At 67.9% G+C, this 14816-nt stretch carries 18 protein-coding genes and 1 riboswitch; of the genes, 10 read left to right on the top strand and 8 right to left on the bottom strand.

Annotation, left to right across the window (positions count from 1 at the left end; translation table 11 throughout):
- Positions 1-18: 18 nt before the first annotated feature.
- A complete protein-coding gene (locus tag ABID41_RS04330) occupies positions 19-984 on the top strand; it encodes an SPFH domain-containing protein (RefSeq protein ID WP_331932443.1) in 966 nt (321 codons plus the stop codon).
- A gap of 4 nt (positions 985-988) precedes the next feature.
- Entirely contained in the window at positions 989-1450 is a 462-nt protein-coding gene (locus ABID41_RS04325) for an NfeD family protein (RefSeq protein ID WP_331932442.1), read from the top strand.
- 6 nt (positions 1451-1456) lie between these two features.
- On the opposite strand, the gene rnhA is transcribed toward ABID41_RS04325, so the two are convergent.
- Positions 1457-1900: a ribonuclease HI gene (rnhA, locus tag ABID41_RS04320; RefSeq protein ID WP_354297215.1), complete on the bottom strand. Its 444-nt coding sequence runs from the start codon at positions 1898-1900 to the stop codon at positions 1457-1459.
- Positions 1897-2865: a homoserine kinase gene (thrB, locus tag ABID41_RS04315; protein WP_331932457.1), complete on the bottom strand. Its 969-nt coding sequence runs from the start codon at positions 2863-2865 to the stop codon at positions 1897-1899. Before thrB ends, rnhA begins: the two co-directional genes overlap by 4 nt.
- A gap of 155 nt (positions 2866-3020) precedes the next feature.
- Here thrB and ABID41_RS04310 point away from each other — a divergent pair, with 155 nt between their 5' ends.
- On the top strand, positions 3021-3161 hold the full coding sequence (locus ABID41_RS04310) for a hypothetical protein (RefSeq protein ID WP_331932440.1): 141 nt from the start codon (positions 3021-3023) through the stop codon (positions 3159-3161).
- On the opposite strand, the gene ispH is transcribed toward ABID41_RS04310, so the two are convergent.
- The gene (ispH, locus tag ABID41_RS04305; RefSeq protein WP_331932439.1) at positions 3158-4117 is read right to left on the bottom strand and encodes a 4-hydroxy-3-methylbut-2-enyl diphosphate reductase; all 960 of its coding nucleotides are present in this window, start codon (positions 4115-4117) and stop codon (positions 3158-3160) included. The genes ABID41_RS04310 and ispH overlap by 4 nt on opposite strands.
- A 123-nt stretch (positions 4118-4240) precedes the next feature.
- On the opposite strand from ispH, the gene ABID41_RS04300 reads away from it, so the two are divergent.
- From ABID41_RS04300 to ABID41_RS04270, 7 genes are all read left to right on the top strand, one after another.
- Entirely contained in the window at positions 4241-4924 is a 684-nt protein-coding gene (locus ABID41_RS04300; RefSeq protein ID WP_331932438.1) for a Tat pathway signal sequence domain protein, read from the top strand.
- Positions 4921-6717 (top strand): arginine--tRNA ligase, encoded by a 1797-nt coding sequence (locus tag ABID41_RS04295; protein WP_354297214.1) that lies wholly within the window; start codon positions 4921-4923, stop codon positions 6715-6717. Before ABID41_RS04300 ends, ABID41_RS04295 begins: the two co-directional genes overlap by 4 nt.
- Positions 6718-6771: 54 nt before the next feature.
- A riboswitch (glycine riboswitch) is annotated at positions 6772-6865 on the top strand.
- 128 nt (positions 6866-6993) lie between these two features.
- On the top strand, positions 6994-8139 hold the full coding sequence (gene gcvT, locus ABID41_RS04290; RefSeq protein ID WP_414695981.1) for a glycine cleavage system aminomethyltransferase GcvT: 1146 nt from the start codon (positions 6994-6996) through the stop codon (positions 8137-8139).
- 15 nt (positions 8140-8154) lie between these two features.
- On the top strand, positions 8155-8520 hold the full coding sequence (gcvH, locus tag ABID41_RS04285) for a glycine cleavage system protein GcvH (protein ID WP_331931894.1): 366 nt from the start codon (positions 8155-8157) through the stop codon (positions 8518-8520).
- 29 nt (positions 8521-8549) lie between these two features.
- Complete coding sequence (gene gcvPA / locus ABID41_RS04280; protein WP_331931893.1) at positions 8550-9893, top strand: aminomethyl-transferring glycine dehydrogenase subunit GcvPA; 1344 nt, start codon at positions 8550-8552, stop codon at positions 9891-9893.
- The gene (gene gcvPB, locus ABID41_RS04275; RefSeq protein ID WP_331931892.1) at positions 9893-11476 is read left to right on the top strand and encodes an aminomethyl-transferring glycine dehydrogenase subunit GcvPB; all 1584 of its coding nucleotides are present in this window, start codon (positions 9893-9895) and stop codon (positions 11474-11476) included. The genes gcvPA and gcvPB overlap by 1 nt, the downstream gene beginning before the upstream one ends.
- A gap of 129 nt (positions 11477-11605) precedes the next feature.
- Positions 11606-12004, top strand: coding sequence for a PGPGW domain-containing protein (locus tag ABID41_RS04270; protein ID WP_331931891.1), 399 nt, complete (start codon positions 11606-11608; stop codon positions 12002-12004).
- Positions 12005-12010: 6 nt separating this feature from the next.
- Here the strand turns inward: ABID41_RS04270 and ABID41_RS04265 are convergent, their stop codons facing one another.
- The 5 genes from ABID41_RS04265 to ABID41_RS04245 form a co-directional block, all read right to left on the bottom strand.
- Positions 12011-12514 carry a F0F1 ATP synthase subunit B gene (locus ABID41_RS04265; protein WP_331931890.1) on the bottom strand — a complete coding sequence of 168 codons (504 nt, stop codon included), beginning with the start codon at positions 12512-12514 and terminating at the stop codon, positions 12011-12013.
- A complete protein-coding gene (locus ABID41_RS04260) occupies positions 12514-13119 on the bottom strand; it encodes a F0F1 ATP synthase subunit B family protein (RefSeq protein WP_331931889.1) in 606 nt (201 codons plus the stop codon). Before ABID41_RS04260 ends, ABID41_RS04265 begins: the two co-directional genes overlap by 1 nt.
- Positions 13120-13196: 77 nt before the next feature.
- The gene (locus tag ABID41_RS04255) at positions 13197-13421 is read right to left on the bottom strand and encodes a F0F1 ATP synthase subunit C (RefSeq protein WP_056016592.1); all 225 of its coding nucleotides are present in this window, start codon (positions 13419-13421) and stop codon (positions 13197-13199) included.
- A 54-nt stretch (positions 13422-13475) separates the two neighbouring features.
- Positions 13476-14261, bottom strand: a complete 786-nt coding sequence (locus ABID41_RS04250) for a F0F1 ATP synthase subunit A (protein WP_331931888.1) — start codon at positions 14259-14261, stop codon at positions 13476-13478.
- Between the two features lie 16 nt (positions 14262-14277).
- On the bottom strand, positions 14278-14628 hold the full coding sequence (locus ABID41_RS04245) for an AtpZ/AtpI family protein (RefSeq protein ID WP_331931887.1): 351 nt from the start codon (positions 14626-14628) through the stop codon (positions 14278-14280).
- Positions 14629-14816: the final 188 nt, after the last annotated feature.

Below are 14816 nucleotides of genomic sequence, written 5' to 3'. Positions count from 1 at the left end.
GTTCTCGGGGAGGTTGTCATGGAACTGGCTACGGCCATCGTCCTTCTGGTCCTGGCTTTGGTGATCCTGTTCGCGGCGATCAAGATCGTGCCGCAGGGACGTGAGTTCACCGTCGAGCGCTTCGGGCGCTACACGCGCACGCTCAAGCCCGGCATCAGCTTCCTGACTCCTTTCGTCGAGGGCATCGGGCGGCGGGTGAACATGATGGAGCAGGTGCTCGATGTGCCGCGCCAGGAAGTGATCACCAAGGACAACGCCGTCGTGCAGGTGGACGGCATCGTCTTCATCCAGGTGATGGACGCGGCCGCAGCCGCCTACCGCGTCGACAATCTCAACTACGCCATCGCCCAACTCGCCATGACCAACCTGCGGACGGTGGTGGGTTCGATGGAGCTGGACGAGGTCCTCTCCCAGCGCGACCAGATCAACAGCCGCCTGCTGCACGTGATCGACGCCGCCACCAGTCCCTGGGGCGTGAAGGTGGCGCGGATCGAGATCAAGGATCTGCAACCGCCGCCGGACATCACCTCCGCCATGGCCCGCCAAATGAAGGCCGAACGCGAGCGCCGCGCCGTCATCACCGAGGCCGACGGCGAGAAGGCCGCCGCCATCGCCCGCGCCGAGGGCGCCAAGCAGGCCGCCATCCTGGAAGCCGAAGGCCGGCGCGAGGCGGCCTATCGTGACGCCGAGGCCCGCGAGCGCGAGGCCGAAGCCGAGGCCAAGGCCACCGCCATGGTCTCCGAGGCCATCGCCCGCGGCGACGTCAACGCCATCAACTACTTCGTCGCCCAGAAATACGTCGAAGCCTTCGCCAGGCTGGCGGACAGCCCGCAGCAAAGGACCGTTATCGTCCCGTCGGAAATGTCGGCCCTGGTGGGCTCGCTCGCCGGGGTGGGGGAACTGGTGAAGACCGTCCGCGAGGATACGCCGCGCCCGCCGCCGCGTTCAGGACGTGGGTCCGCCGTGCCGCCTACGGGAGGCTGAGACAATGATGACCGGCCTGGTCGACTTCTACGGCGTCCACGCCTTTTGGCTGTGGGTGGCCATCGCCGCGGCGGTGCTGGCGATCGAGATCGCGTTCGGGTCGGGCTGGCTCCTGTGGCCGGCCGCATGCGCCGCGGTCGTCGCCATCCTCAGCCTCTTCACCCACAATGCAGCGCTGGAGATCGGCCTCTTCGCCGTGCTCACCATCGCGACCACCCTGGCCGCGCGCCGCTTCTGGCCGCGCAACCGCCAGCCGGAGACGGACATCAACGACAACGTCGCGCGGCTGGTGGGGCATCACGGGCGGGTCACCGCCGCCTTCATCCATGGCGCCGGCCGCGTGCTGGTGGACGGCAAGGAGTGGGCGGCGGAGTCGGTCGATGGCTCGGCCCTGGAGCTCGAGGCGATCGTCGAGGTGGTGGGCCTCAGTGGCGGCTCTCGCCTACGGGTCCGCGCTCAGGCCTGAGCAACCTCAGGCGCGCTTGAACTCCTGCATGCCCAGCCGGGCCAGTTCGTCGGCGCGCTCGTTGTGCTCGTGACCGGCATGGCCCTTCACCCATTTCCAGGCGACGTCGTGTTTGGCCCGCGCCGCGTCCAGCCGCCGCCAAAGGTCGTCGTTCTTCACCGGCTTCTTGTCGGCGGTCTTCCATCCACGGGCTTTCCAGCCGTGGATCCACTCCGAGATGCCCTTCATGACGTACTGGCTGTCGGTGTGCGCCTCGACCTTGCAGGGGCGCTTCAGTGATTCCAGGGCTTGGATCGCCGCCATCAGCTCCATGCGGTTGTTGGTCGTCGTCGCCTCGCCGCCATGGATCTCCTTGACGTGCGCGCCCGACATCAGGATCGCGCCCCACCCGCCGGGGCCGGGGTTACCTGAGCACGCGCCGTCGCTGTAGATCACGACCTGCGGGGTCACGAGGCCTCGCCCAGCAGGACGAGGTCCGGGGCCGAGCGGTGCACCGCCAGTTTGCGTTCGTATTCCAGCGGGTCCTTCGGCCGCACCAGCGCGCCGGGCGGCGTCGCGCCCCAGTCGTGCAGCCGGGTCAGGAAGAAGCGCATGGCTGCGCCGTGGGCAAGGACGGGCAGGGCGTCGCGCTCGGCGCGGTTCAAGGGGCGATGCGTCTCGTAGCCCGCCAGCATGGCTCGCGCGCTGGTGATGTTGAAGCTGCCGTCCGCCTCGAAGCACCAGGCGTTCAACGCTACCGCGATGTCGTAGGCCAAGGCGTCGTTGCAGGCGAAGTAGAAGTCGATGGTCCCGGCGAAGGTCCCGTCCGGATTGAAGAAGACGTTATCCGGGAAATAGTCGGCGTGGATCACACCGCTGGGCAGGTCCTGCGGCCAGGCCTTCGCCAGCCGCTCCAGGTCGCCCTCGATGACCGCGGCGAGGCCGGGCTTCAGCGCCTCGGCGTCGCCGTGCAGCTTGGCGAACATCGGCGCCCATGCGGCTTGGCCCAGGTCGTTGGCGCGGGTCATCGCGAACCCTTCCGCCGCCAGGTGCAGGCGCGCCAGACCCTCGCCCGCCTGCCGGCAATGGGCCGCGCTCGGCCGGCGCACCGACAGGCCTGGCAGGAAGGAGAAGATCGCGCAGGGCTTGCCGCGCACGCGCTTCAACGCCTCGCCGGCGCGGTCGATCATCGGCGTCGCCGACGGATAGCCGTGCTGGGCCAGCCAGCGGGTCAGGCCGAGGAAGTAGGGCAGCTCGTCCTCGCGCACCCGCTTCTCGTAGACGGTCAGGATGAACCGCCCCGCCTCGGTCTCGAGCAGGAAGTTCGAGTTCTCCACGCCTTCGGCGATGCCCTTGAAGGCGAGCGGAGCGCCGAGGTCGAAGTCGGCGAGGAGCGTGTTCAACTCCTCATCAGTGATGTCGGTATAGACGGCCATGCGGTGCGGGATGCGGGAGCGCAGCCGGCCGGTCAAGACGCTGGCTGTTGGACGTGGTGCAATTTCTACCTTGAAGAGGTCGATAATTTGCTGGAGCTTGCGGCGACCTCCGCCGTCGGCATCGCGATGAACCCTTTATCGACGGCAACAAGCGGGTGGAGTTCATCGCTCTCGGTCAGTTCCTCCTGGACAACAGGATCGTTCTCACGGCGTCGGACGAGGACGCCACCGAGGTCATGCTGTCGGTGGCTCGCGGAGAAACCGGCATCGAAGCGCTTACATCCGTCGCGCTCTAATTCGCTAGCGCCCGCGGCAGCTTGAAGCTCACCGTCTCGCGGACCGTGTCCACCTCTTCGACCGTGACCTCGAAGGATTCGGCCAGGCGGTCGATCAGGCCCTGGACCAGCAGCTCCGGCGCCGAGGCGCCCGCCGTCACGCCGACGCTGGAGGCGCCTTCGAGCCAGGCCAGGTCAAGGCCGCGGGCGTCGTCGATCAGATAAGCGCCCTTGGCCCCCGAGCGCTTGCCGACCTCCACAAGCCGCACCGAGTTGGACGAGTTGGCCGAACCGAGCACCAGCAGCACCTCGGCCTTGGCCGCCACCGCCTTCACCGCTTCCTGGCGGTTGGTGGTCGCATAGCAGATGTCTTCCTTGTGGGGTGCGGCGATGCCCGGGAAGCGCTCGCGCAGCGCCGCGACGATGTCGGCGGTGTCATCGACCGACAGTGTGGTCTGGGTGGCGAAGGCCACGTTCGACGGGTCCTTGGGCGTGAAGGCGCGCGCGTCTTCGACGGTCTCGATCAGGGCGACCGCGCCTTCCGGAAGCTGGCCCATGGTCCCCACGACTTCCGGGTGGCCGGCGTGACCGATCAGCACGATCTCCTTGCCGGCGTCATAATGGCGCTGGGCTTCCACGTGGACCTTCGAGACCAGCGGGCAGGTGGCGTCGAGATAGAGCATCTGCCGGGACTGGGCCTCGGCCGGCACCGACTTGGGCACGCCGTGGGCCGAGAACACCACCGGCCGGTCGGCCGGGCATTCCGAAAGCTCCTCGACGAAGACCGCGCCGAGGCTCCTCAGCCGCTCGACCACGTGACGGTTGTGGACGATCTCATGGCGCACATAAACCGGCGCGCCGTACTTCTCTATGGCGCGTTCGACGATCTGGATGGCGCGGTCGACGCCCGCGCAAAAGCCCCGCGGCGTGGCCAGCAGGACCTTCAGGGGACGGCGAGGACGGGGCTCTTGCAGCATGCGCGCAAGTTAGGCGCTCGCGCCCGTGTCCGCCAGCCGCGTTGCGGCCGCATTCGATAGCCAGTAGTAGGAGGCCATGCGCGCTGGCATCCTTGCGCGCCTCTTTTCGTTGGACGACCCTGCATGCGCCGCTCCCTGATGCTCTTCGCCGCCGGCCTCGTCCTGGCGGGGGCCACGATCCCCGAACTGGCCGCCGCCCAGCAACGCGGAGGCGATCAGCGACGCCAGGAGGAGGAGGCCGCGAAGAAAAAGAAGCGCGACTCCGAGTGGAGCGACATCCAGGCGCCGCTGCCGCAACTGCGCAACGCCGGCCCGTGCCCCTATGTGAAGGTGCTCTACGACGCCGCCCGCTATGTGGAATTCAAGGACGCCCGCGAGGCGTCGGCCGCGGTCGGCTACACCGGCGAGATCCAGGACGTTTCGGCCGCCTGCCAGTACAAGGACGCCGAGCCGATCAAGGTGAAGATGGAGATCCTCTTCGAACTGGGCAAAGGGCCCCAGGCCGAAGGCTCGTCCAAGAACTATCGCTACTGGGTGGCGGTGACCAAGCGCAACGACGCAGTCATCACCAAGGAATACTTCGACCTGCCGGTGAACTTCCCGGCCGGCCAGGATCGGGTCTACGCGACCGAACAGATCGCCCAGATCACCATCCCGCGGGCCACCATGACCACCAGCGGCGCCAACTTCGAGGTGCTGGTCGGGTTCGACGTCACGCCGGAGATGGCCGCCTTCAATCGCGACGGTAAGCGCTTCCGGCTGAACGCCGGCACGGCCGTCGCCGGGACCACCAACGAAAACAAATGAGCGACCTGAAAAGGGGCCTGAGCGAAGCGGTTTCCGCCGCCTTCGCCGCGGCGGGGCTGCCGGCTGAACTCGGCCGCGTGACTCCGTCTGACCGGCCCGACCTGGCGGATTTCCAATGCAATGGGGCCCTGCCTGCGGCCAAGGCCGTCGGCAAGCCGCCGCGTGACATCGCGACCGATCTGGCCGCCCGGCTGGCCGGCGACCCGCGGCTGGCTGCGGTCGAGGTCGCAGGCCCCGGCTTCATCAATCTGCGGGTCAGCGACGCCGCCCTGGCCGCCCGCGCCGCGCAGATCGCCGCCGACCCCCGCCTGGGCGCCGAGGTCGTGGAGACCCCGCGCAAGATCCTGATCGACTACGGCGGCCCCAACGTCGCCAAGCCGATGCATGTCGGCCACCTACGGTCCTCGATCATCGGGGAATCGGTGAAGCGCATCTATCGCTTCCGTGGCGACACCGTGGTGGGCGACGCCCACTTCGGCGACTGGGGCTATCAGATGGGCCTGCTGATCGGGGCGGTGACCGACGAGGACGCCGCCATCGCCAGCCTGGTGGAAGGCTTGAACGCAAAACCCGCCGTCGATGCTCAGGACGAGGCCGCCGCCTTCGCCCTCTTCGACGAGAAGGTGAGCCTGGCCGACCTCGACCGGCTCTATCCGATGGCCGCCGCCCGCGGGAAGTCGGAACCCGAGTACCGCGACCGCGCACGCAAGCTCACCGCCGAGCTGCAGGACCGCAAGCCCGGCTATTTCCTGCTGTGGCGGCATTTCGCCAAGGTGACGCGCGTCGCCCTCGAGCGGGACTTCCACGCCCTTGGCGTCGACTTCGACCTCTGGAAGGGCGAGAGCGACGTGGACGGCCTGATCGACTCGATGGTCAAGGACCTCGACGCCAAGGGCCTGCTGGTCGACGACCAGGGCGCCCGGATCGTCCGGGTGGCCCGCCAGGGCGACAAGCGCGAGCTGCCGCCGCTGCTGGTGGTCTCGTCTGAAGGCTCGGCCATGTACGGCACGACCGACCTTGCGACCATTCTCGACCGCAAGCAGAGCTTCGGCCCCGACCACGTGCTCTATGCGGTGGACCAGCGCCAAGCCGACCATTTCGAGATCGTGTTCCGGGCCGCTTACCTGGCTGGCTACGCGGCCGAGGGCTCCCTGGAGCACGTCGGCTTCGGCACGATGAACGGGACCGACGGTAAGCCCTTCAAGACCCGCGAGGGCGGCGTCCTGAAGCTGAACGACATGATCGTCATGACCCGGGACAAGGCGCGTGAGCGCCTGCACGAAGCCGACCTCGGCTCCGAGCTCGATCCCGAGGCCTTCGAGGAGACCGCCCACAAGGTGGCCGTCGCGGCGCTGAAGTTCGCCGACCTGCAGAACTTCCGCGGCACTTCCTACGTCTTCGACCTCGACCGCTTCTCCAGCTTCGAGGGCAAGACCGGCCCCTATCTACTCTATCAGGCGGTGCGGGTGAAATCGGTCCTGCGCAAGGCGGCCGAGGAGGGGGCTAAGGCCGGCGACATCGTCGTCTCCGAACCGGCCGAGCGCGACCTCGTCCTGCTGCTCGACGCTTTCGATCAGGCCCTGGTCGACGCCTATGACAAGAAGGCCCCCAACTTCCTGGCCGAGCACGCCTACAAGCTGGCCCAGGCCTTCTCGAAGTTCTACGCCGCCTGTCCGATCCTGTCGGCCGAGCCGGCGCTGAAGGTTTCCCGCCTGAACCTGGCGCAAACCACCCTGCGCCAGCTCGAACAGGCGCTCGATCTGCTGGGTATCGAAGCTCCAGATCGCATGTAAGGGGCTCGCGCGCTTTGCGCGTTGACTCCCCTTCGGCGATCGAAGAGTTTCGCGCCGACTCTCGCGGGAGAGATCGGCCTCTCCGGAGGCCGGAGCCGAAGGCGCAACCGCCCCGGAAACGCTCAGGCAAAAGGACCGCGCGAGCTGATGAACGCTGGAAAGTAGCACCGGGCGACCGGGGCTCGCCGAAGGAGCAAGGGGTCGCCGGCGGCGATCCTGAAATCTCTCAGGCCAAGGGACAGCGGGGGCGCGAACGTCGCGGAGGATTCGCATCCGATGCGCGCTCGCCGGATCATCAGCCGGAGTCCTCGCTTGTCCGAGAATTTGAAGACCACCCCGCTCTATGCCGCCCATGTGGCCGCTGGCGCCCGCATGGTGCCGTTCGCAGGCTACTCGATGCCTGTTCAGTACAAGGACGGCGTGCTGAAGGAGCACCTCTGGACCCGCGAGAACGCCGGCCTGTTCGACGTCTCTCACATGGGCCAGGCGCGCCTGCGAGGGGTCTCGCCGCTGTCGGCCTTCGAGGAGGTGACGCCAGGCGACTTCATCGGCCTCAAGCCGGGCAAGCAGCGCTACTCGGTCCTGCTGAACAAGCAGGGCGGCGTCATCGACGATCTGATGGCGGCCCGTCCGGACGACGACGGCCTCTTCGTGGTCGTGAACGGAGCCTGCAAGGACAACGATTTCAAGGTCATCGACGCCGAGCTGGCCGGCCAGGTGCGTATCGAGCGCCTTGAGGATCGCGCGCTGCTGGCCCTGCAGGGCCCGAAGGCCGCCGCCGTTCTCGCCGACCACGCGCCCGAGGCGGCGACCATGGTGTTCATGGACGCCCGGGCCATGACCGCCTTCGGGACCGACGCCATCGTCTCGCGCACCGGCTACACCGGCGAGGACGGCTACGAGATATCGATCCCGGCCTCGGAAGCCGAGCGGGTGTGGAACGCCTTGCTGGCCGACGAGCGCGTGCGCCCGATCGGCCTGGGCGCCCGCGACAGCCTGCGCCTGGAAGCTGGCCTGCCGCTCTACGGCCACGACGTCGACGAAACCGTCAGCCCGGTCGAGGCCGACCTGGCCTTCGCCGTCGCCAAGAAGCGCCGCGAGGCCCGCGATTTCCCGGGCGCGACCCGGATCGCCAAGGAACTGGCCGAAGGCCCGCAGCGCAAGCGCGTCGGCCTGATCGTGCTGGAAGGCGCGCCGGCCCGCGAGGGCGCTGAGATCGCCGACGAGGCCGGCAATGTGATCGGCGTCGTCACCTCCGGCGGCTTCTCGCCCAGCCTGGGCAAGCCGATCGCCATGGGCTTTGCGCCTCCCGCTCTCGCGCAGGTCGGCGTCCGTCTCAAAGTCATCGTCAGGGGCAAGGCCCAGACCGCCGAGGTCGTCGCCATGCCCTTCGTTCCCCATCGCTACGTCCGCAAGCTCTGAAAGAGGACCACCCAGATGCGTTTCACCAAGGATCACGAGTGGGTCGTCCTCGAAGGGGACGTGGCCACCATCGGCATCACCGCCTACGCCGCCGAGCAACTGGGCGACGTGGTGTTCGTCGAAGTCCCGGAAGCCGGCAAGACCGTGAAGAAGGGCGAAGGCCTGGCCGTGGTCGAGAGCGTCAAGGCCGCCTCCGACGTCTACGCTCCGATCTCGGGCGAGGTCATCGAAGGCAACGCCGGTCTCTCCGACACCCCGGAAACCGTGAACGCCGAGCCGGAATCGGCCGGCTGGTTCGCCAAGCTGAAGGTCGCCGACCCGGCCGAGTTCGAAGGCCTGATGGACCGCGCCGCCTACGAAGACTTCCTGAGCACGCTCTAAGCCTTAGGCCCCGAGCGGGAGCAATACGCATGAGATACCTGCCCCTTACCCCAGCCGATCGCGCCGAGATGCTGGCGACCATCGGCGCTGCGACCATCGACGACCTCTTCGTCGACGTGCCGCAGGCCGCTCGCCGGCGCGACCTCTTCGACCTGCCGCTGCACGCCGGCGAGCTGGAGGTCGAGCGTGAGCTCTCGGCCCTGGCGGCCATGAACCGCCCGGCCGGGGCGGGGCCGTTCTTCTGCGGGGCAGGGGCCTATAGCCACCATGTGCCGGCCACGGTCGACCACGTGATCCAGCGGTCGGAGTTCCTGACCAGCTACACGCCCTACCAGCCCGAGATCGCGCAGGGCACCTTGCAGGTGCTCTTCGAGTTCCAGACCCAGGTCGCGGCCCTGACCGGCCTCGAGGTGGCCAACGCCTCGATGTACGACGGCTCCACGGCCTGCGCCGAGGCGGTGATGATGGCCCAGCGGGTCACCCGCCGTAAGAAGGCGGTGCTGTCGGGCGGCCTGCATCCGCACTACGCGGCGACCACCCAGACCATCGCCCATGCCGAGGGCATGGACATCGTCCGCCAGGCCGCCGCCATCGACGCCGAGGCCGCGGTGCTGGATGCCATCGACGGCGACACCGCCTGCGTCGTGGTTCAGACGCCCAACGTCTTCGGCGTGGTCACTGACGTGACGAAGATCGCCGAGGCCGCCCATGCCGCCGGCGCGCTATTGATCGTGGTGACGACCGAGGCGGTCTCCTATGGCCTCCTGAAGTCGCCGGGCGAGATGGGCGCGGACATCGCGGTGGCCGAGGGCCAGTCGATCGGCAACGGCCTGAACTTCGGCGGTCCCTTCGTCGGCCTCTTCGCCTGCCGCGAAAAGCTGGTCCGCCAGATGCCGGGCCGCCTCTGCGGTGAGACCGTGGACGCCGACGGCCGCCGTGGCTTCGTGCTGACGCTCTCCACCCGCGAGCAGCATATCCGCCGCGAGAAGGCGACCTCGAACATCTGCACCAATTCGGGCCTCTGCGCCCTGGCCTTCACCATCCACCTCTCGCTGCTGGGCGAGCGGGGCCTGCGCGAGCTGGCGGCGATCAACCACGCCAAGGCCCGCGAGCTGTGCGACGCCCTGGCTGCGGTCGCCGGGGTCGAGGTGCTGACTCCGCGCTTCTTCAACGAGTTCGCGATCCGGGTGAAAGGCAAGGCGGCGCAGGTCGTCGAAAGCCTGCTGGCCGACAGCGTCGTCGCCGGCGTGCCCTTCTCGCGCCTCGACCCGGCCGCCGGGCTGGACGACGTCCTGCTCGTCGCCGCCACCGAGACCACCACTTCGGAACATATCAAGGCCTTCGCCCAGGCGCTCGCCGGGAGGACCGCATAATGACCATGCTCAATGTCGGACGCCCGACCCGTCCGGAAGGCGCCGTGGGCGGCGCCGGCCATACCTCGCTCGGCGGCGGCCGCGGCCTGCTGCAGGACGAGCCGCTGATCTTCGAACTGGGCGGCTGGGACAAGACCGGCGTCGACCTGCCGGCGGCGGACCAGGACGCCTCGGACCTGGGCGACTTGGTGCGTAGCGCGCCGATCGGCCTGCCGGGCCTCTCCGAGCCTGAAACCATGCGCCACTATGTGCGCCTGTCGCAGAAGAACCATGCCATCGACCTGGCGCTCTATCCGCTGGGCTCGTGCACGATGAAGCACAACCCGCGCCTGAACGAGAAGATGGCGCGGCTGGCCGGGTTCGCCGATCTCCACCCGCTGGCGCCGCAATCGACCGTGCAGGGCGCGCTGGCGCTGATGGACCGCCTGGCCCACTGGTTGAAGACCCTCACCGGCATGCCGGCGGTGGCCCTCTCTCCCAAGGCCGGCGCGCACGGCGAACTCTGCGGCCTGCTGTCGATCCGCGCGGCCCATGAGGCCAACGGCCAGGGCCATCGCCGCACCGTGCTGGTGCCGACCTCCGCCCACGGCACCAATCCGGCTACCGCCGCCTTCGTCGGCTATTCGGTGGTCGAGATCGCCCAGACCGAAGACGGCCGCGTCGATATCGCCGACCTCGCCGCCAAGCTCTCGCCCGACGTGGCGGCGATCATGGTGACCAATCCGAACACCTGCGGCCTCTTCGAGCGCGAGGTGATCGAGATCGGCCGCCTGACCCACGAGGCGGGCGCCTACTTCTATTGCGACGGCGCGAACTTCAACGCCATCGTCGGCCGGGTGCGCCCGGGCGACCTCGGCGTCGACGCCATGCACATCAACCTGCACAAGACCTTCTCGACGCCGCACGGCGGCGGTGGCCCAGGCGCTGGCCCGGTCGTGCTGTCGGCGGCGCTGGCGCCCTTCGCGCCGGCCCCATGGGTCGTCGCCGGCGAGGATGGCTTCGAGCTGGTCGAGGAAGCCGAGGGCGAAGCGGCCCAGGCCTTTGGCCGGATGAGCGCCTTCCACGGCCAGATGGGCATGTTCGTCCGCGCCTACGCCTACATGCTGAGCCATGGAGCGGACGGCCTGCGTCAGGTGGCCGAGGATGCGGTCCTCAACGCCAACTATCTGAAGGCTCGGCTCTCGTCGGTGATGAGCCCGGCCTTCCCCGAAGGCCCCTGCATGCACGAGGCGCTGTTCGATGACGGCTGGCTCGACGGCACCGGCGTCACCACGCTCGACTTCGCCAAGGCGATGATCGACGAGGGCTTCCACCCGATGACCATGTACTTTCCGCTGGTCGTGCACGGGGCGATGCTGATCGAGCCGACGGAGACCGAGCCCAAGCAGGAGCTGGACCGCTTCTGCGAGGCGCTAATCGCCCTGGCTGGCGCGGCCAAGGCCGGGGAGGTGGACCGCTTCAAGGGCGCTCCCTATCTCGCCCCGATGCGTCGCCTGGACGAGACCCTGGCCGCCCGGAAGCCGCGCCTTACGTGGCGTTCCGACGACAAAGGTGTGTCCCCGGCGCCGCTAGCGGCCGAATAGGCGGCAGGTGGACCAAATTTAACCTCAGGATCGCCTTTACGACTCCGTGATCGGTTCTCATATCGGCGTGACGCCCGACCGCCTCTCCTCCCCATGCGTGGCGCGCGGGCTCAAGCCAGGTTGAAGAACGTGTCTCTCGTCATGCCGAGCGTGCGCGGCCAACGCGCCACCGACGCCGCCACCCGCGACCTCGCGGGGCGGCTGGTGCGTTTCGGCCTGGTCGTCCTGGGCTTCCTGATCATTCTGCTCGGGATCGCCGTCGCGCCCCTGCCGGGGCCTGGCGGTATCCCGGTGATCGTCGTCGGCCTGATGATCATCCTGCGGAATTCGTTCAAGGCGCGCCGGCAGTTCGTGCGGCTGCACCATGCCCACCCGCGGGTGATCTCACCCATCAGGCGGCTCTTGCGGAAGGATCCTCAGATCCTCGCAATGTCCTATCATCAGGCTTTGAAGGTTGAACGCTTCCTGGTTCCCAGGAACCTGCGCGTCGTGGTTCGCGGCCGGCGCCTTTTCAGACGCCGGCGCTAAACCCGTCTACTGGAGCTTGGAGCCCAGCTGGCCGATCGCGTTGTCGATCAGCGGGTCGGTCTTGACGCCTGCGAGGCGCTTGGTCAGCACCACTTCGGCGGCTTGAGCGGCGAGGTCCGCAGCAGCGGCCTTCACCTCGGCCTGGGCCTGGGCCTCGGCGTTGGCGATCTTGCGCTCGGCGAGCTCCTGGCGGCGAGCCAGGCTCTCTTCCAGCTTCGCCTTGGCTTCGGCTTCGTAGCGACGAGCCTCTTCCTGGGCGAGGGCCAGCATGTCCTTGGCCTGGGCCTCGGCTTCGGCACGTTCGGCCTTGAGCTGAGCCAGCAGGCGCTGGGCTTCTTCACGGATACGGGCCGCTTCGTCCAGGTCCGCCTGGATCTTGGCGGTCTTGGCGTCCAGGGCCGCGCCGATGGCCTTCGGGGCCTTGGCCACGAAGATCACGATGCCCAGGAAGATCAGCAGACCGACGCCGACCCAGAACTCCGCGTTCGCGGGATTGAGGAAAGCAGGCATCAGGCGGCTCCTTGCGCGCGGGCGGTGAGCGCCGCGTCGATCTCGGCCGCGGTCACCTTCTGACCGGTCAGCTTTTCGACCATGGCCTGGGCCGTCTCGCCGGCGATGCCGCGGACGTTGGTCATGGCCTGGTCACGCAGGCCGCGGATACGGCCTTCGGCCTCTTCCATCTTGGCTTGCAGGCGGTCGTCCTCGGCCTTCTGGCTGGCGGCCAGTTGGGCCGCGGCCTTGGCCTTGGCTTCGACGGCGAGGCTGCGCGCGCGGGCGCGGGCTTCGTCGATCTCGGCTTGAGCGGCCTTGGCCTGGGCTTCCGCCTCGGCCTGGACGCTGCGCGCCTGATTCACCGCGTCGGCGATGGTCGCCGCACGGTCGTCCTGGATCTTGCGGAGCCGAGGAATGAAGACCTTGGCCAGCAGGATGTAGAGGACGGCGAAGATGAGGAAGAGCCAGACGATCTGGCCGCCCCAATGTTCGAACTCGAACTGGGGCAGCCCACCGCCGCTCTCGCCGCCGCCATGAGCGGCGACTTCCGTCGTGCCCGCCGGAGCGTTAGCTCCGTGCTCGGCGACGGCGGCGTCGGCAGGGGAGGGGGTCTCGGCGGCCATAAGGCTTAGGCGTCCTTATAAACGCAGGTCAGGGCGCGACGATGACGACGCGCCCCTCGGGACCTGCGGATTTCGGCTTAGGAGAACAGGATGAGCAGGCCGAGCACGAAGGCCAGAATGCCCAGGGCTTCGGTCAGAGCGGCGCCGAGGATGAGGTTGGTGAATTGGCCGCCGGCGGCCGACGGGTTGCGCGTGGCGCCCGCCAGGAAGTGGCCGAAGATGGTGCCGACGCCAACGCCGGCGCCGATCATGCCGAGCGTCGCAAGGCCAGCGCCGATGTACTTAGCAGCTTCCGCGTCCATAGTTTTTCAGTCCCGTTTGAAAGTTGAAGAGGTTGGAAGTTGGTGATCGGCCGATCAGTGGTGATGGCCGAGGTTGACCACGTCGTTGAGATAGACGCAGGCCAGAACCGCGAAGACGAAGGCCTGCAGGAAGGCCACCAGGAACTCCAGCGCCGTCAGGGCCACCACGCCGCCCATCGACAGGGCTGCAGCGACATAGGCCAGGGAGGCGACGCCGCCCGTGGCGGCCAGAGCGCCCAGGGAGATGATGAAGCCGGCGAAGACCTTCATGGCCACGTGGCCGCCCAGCATGTTGCCGAACAGACGAAGGGCGAGGGTCACCGGACGCAGGAGGAAGGACAGGATCTCGATCGGGGTGACCAGGATCAGCATGTACCAGGGGATGCCGGACGGGACGAACAGCTTGTACATGTTCGCGCCGTTGCGCAGCACGCCGTAGATGATGACGATCAGGATCGTCATGACGGCCAGGGAGGCGGTCACCGCGAGCTGCGACGTCGCCGTGAACATCAGCAGCATGCCCAGCATGTTCATCCCGAGGATGAACATGAACAGGGTGAGGATGTACGGGAAGAACTTGCGGCCTTCAGCCCCGATAATCCCGGTCACGAGATCGTCGATGTAGCTGAACATGCCCTCGCCGATGACCTGCAGGCGGCCCGGCACCACGGCGGCCTTGGCGGTGGTCACCGCGAAGAACAGCACCACCAGCGCGGCGGCCGACAGCATCGCCACGGTGGAGTTGGTGATCGACATGTCGATCGCGCCGACGCCCGGCAGGTTGAACGAAGGGAGATCCACGACCTTGTGAATCTCAAACTGGTGCATCGGGTCGGCCATGCCGCCTCGAACTCCTTTATTCGTCCTCGTCGTCGAAAGGCAGGTCCTTGGGAGGGCCCCACTCCTTCGCCGCTTCGGCGGTCATGCGCTGGGCCGAACGAACGGCCATCCAAATAGAAACCCCGAAGCCCACCAGGACTCCGATGATCATCCCCCAGGGCGCCGTCTTGAACAGAACGTCCGCCCCAGCTCCGAAGCCCAGGCCCACAAAGACCCCGCCTATCAGCACGCCCATCAGGCGATAGCCGTAGCCGGCGGCCTTGGAGCCGTAGTCGTGCACCTTCGGGGTCGTGCGCTCTTGCAGCGCGGCGGCCCTTTCGTCGAGGCGCCTGATGGCCTCGTCGCGCGAATTGTCCGGATGCGGCATGGGTCGAAGGGCCTAATGGACCACGACGTCGCCCGCCGCGGCCGGGGCTTCAAGTCGCGCGGAACCTATAGGCGCGGGTCCGGTGCGTCAAGGCTGGGGTTGTGGTATTTAGCGCCTTGTTTTTTCGAGAGAATTGGTCGTCGCGACAACTCGTCCGGCGAAGGTGGGGGCGAGGGCGAAGACCTGTG

Origin of the sequence: Phenylobacterium koreense, assembly GCF_040545335.1 — a bacterium.
GTDB classification, from domain to species: domain Bacteria; phylum Pseudomonadota; class Alphaproteobacteria; order Caulobacterales; family Caulobacteraceae; genus Phenylobacterium; species Phenylobacterium koreense.
The sequence above is the reverse complement of the archived record's forward strand: the minus strand, read 5'-3'. Positions and strand labels throughout refer to the sequence as shown.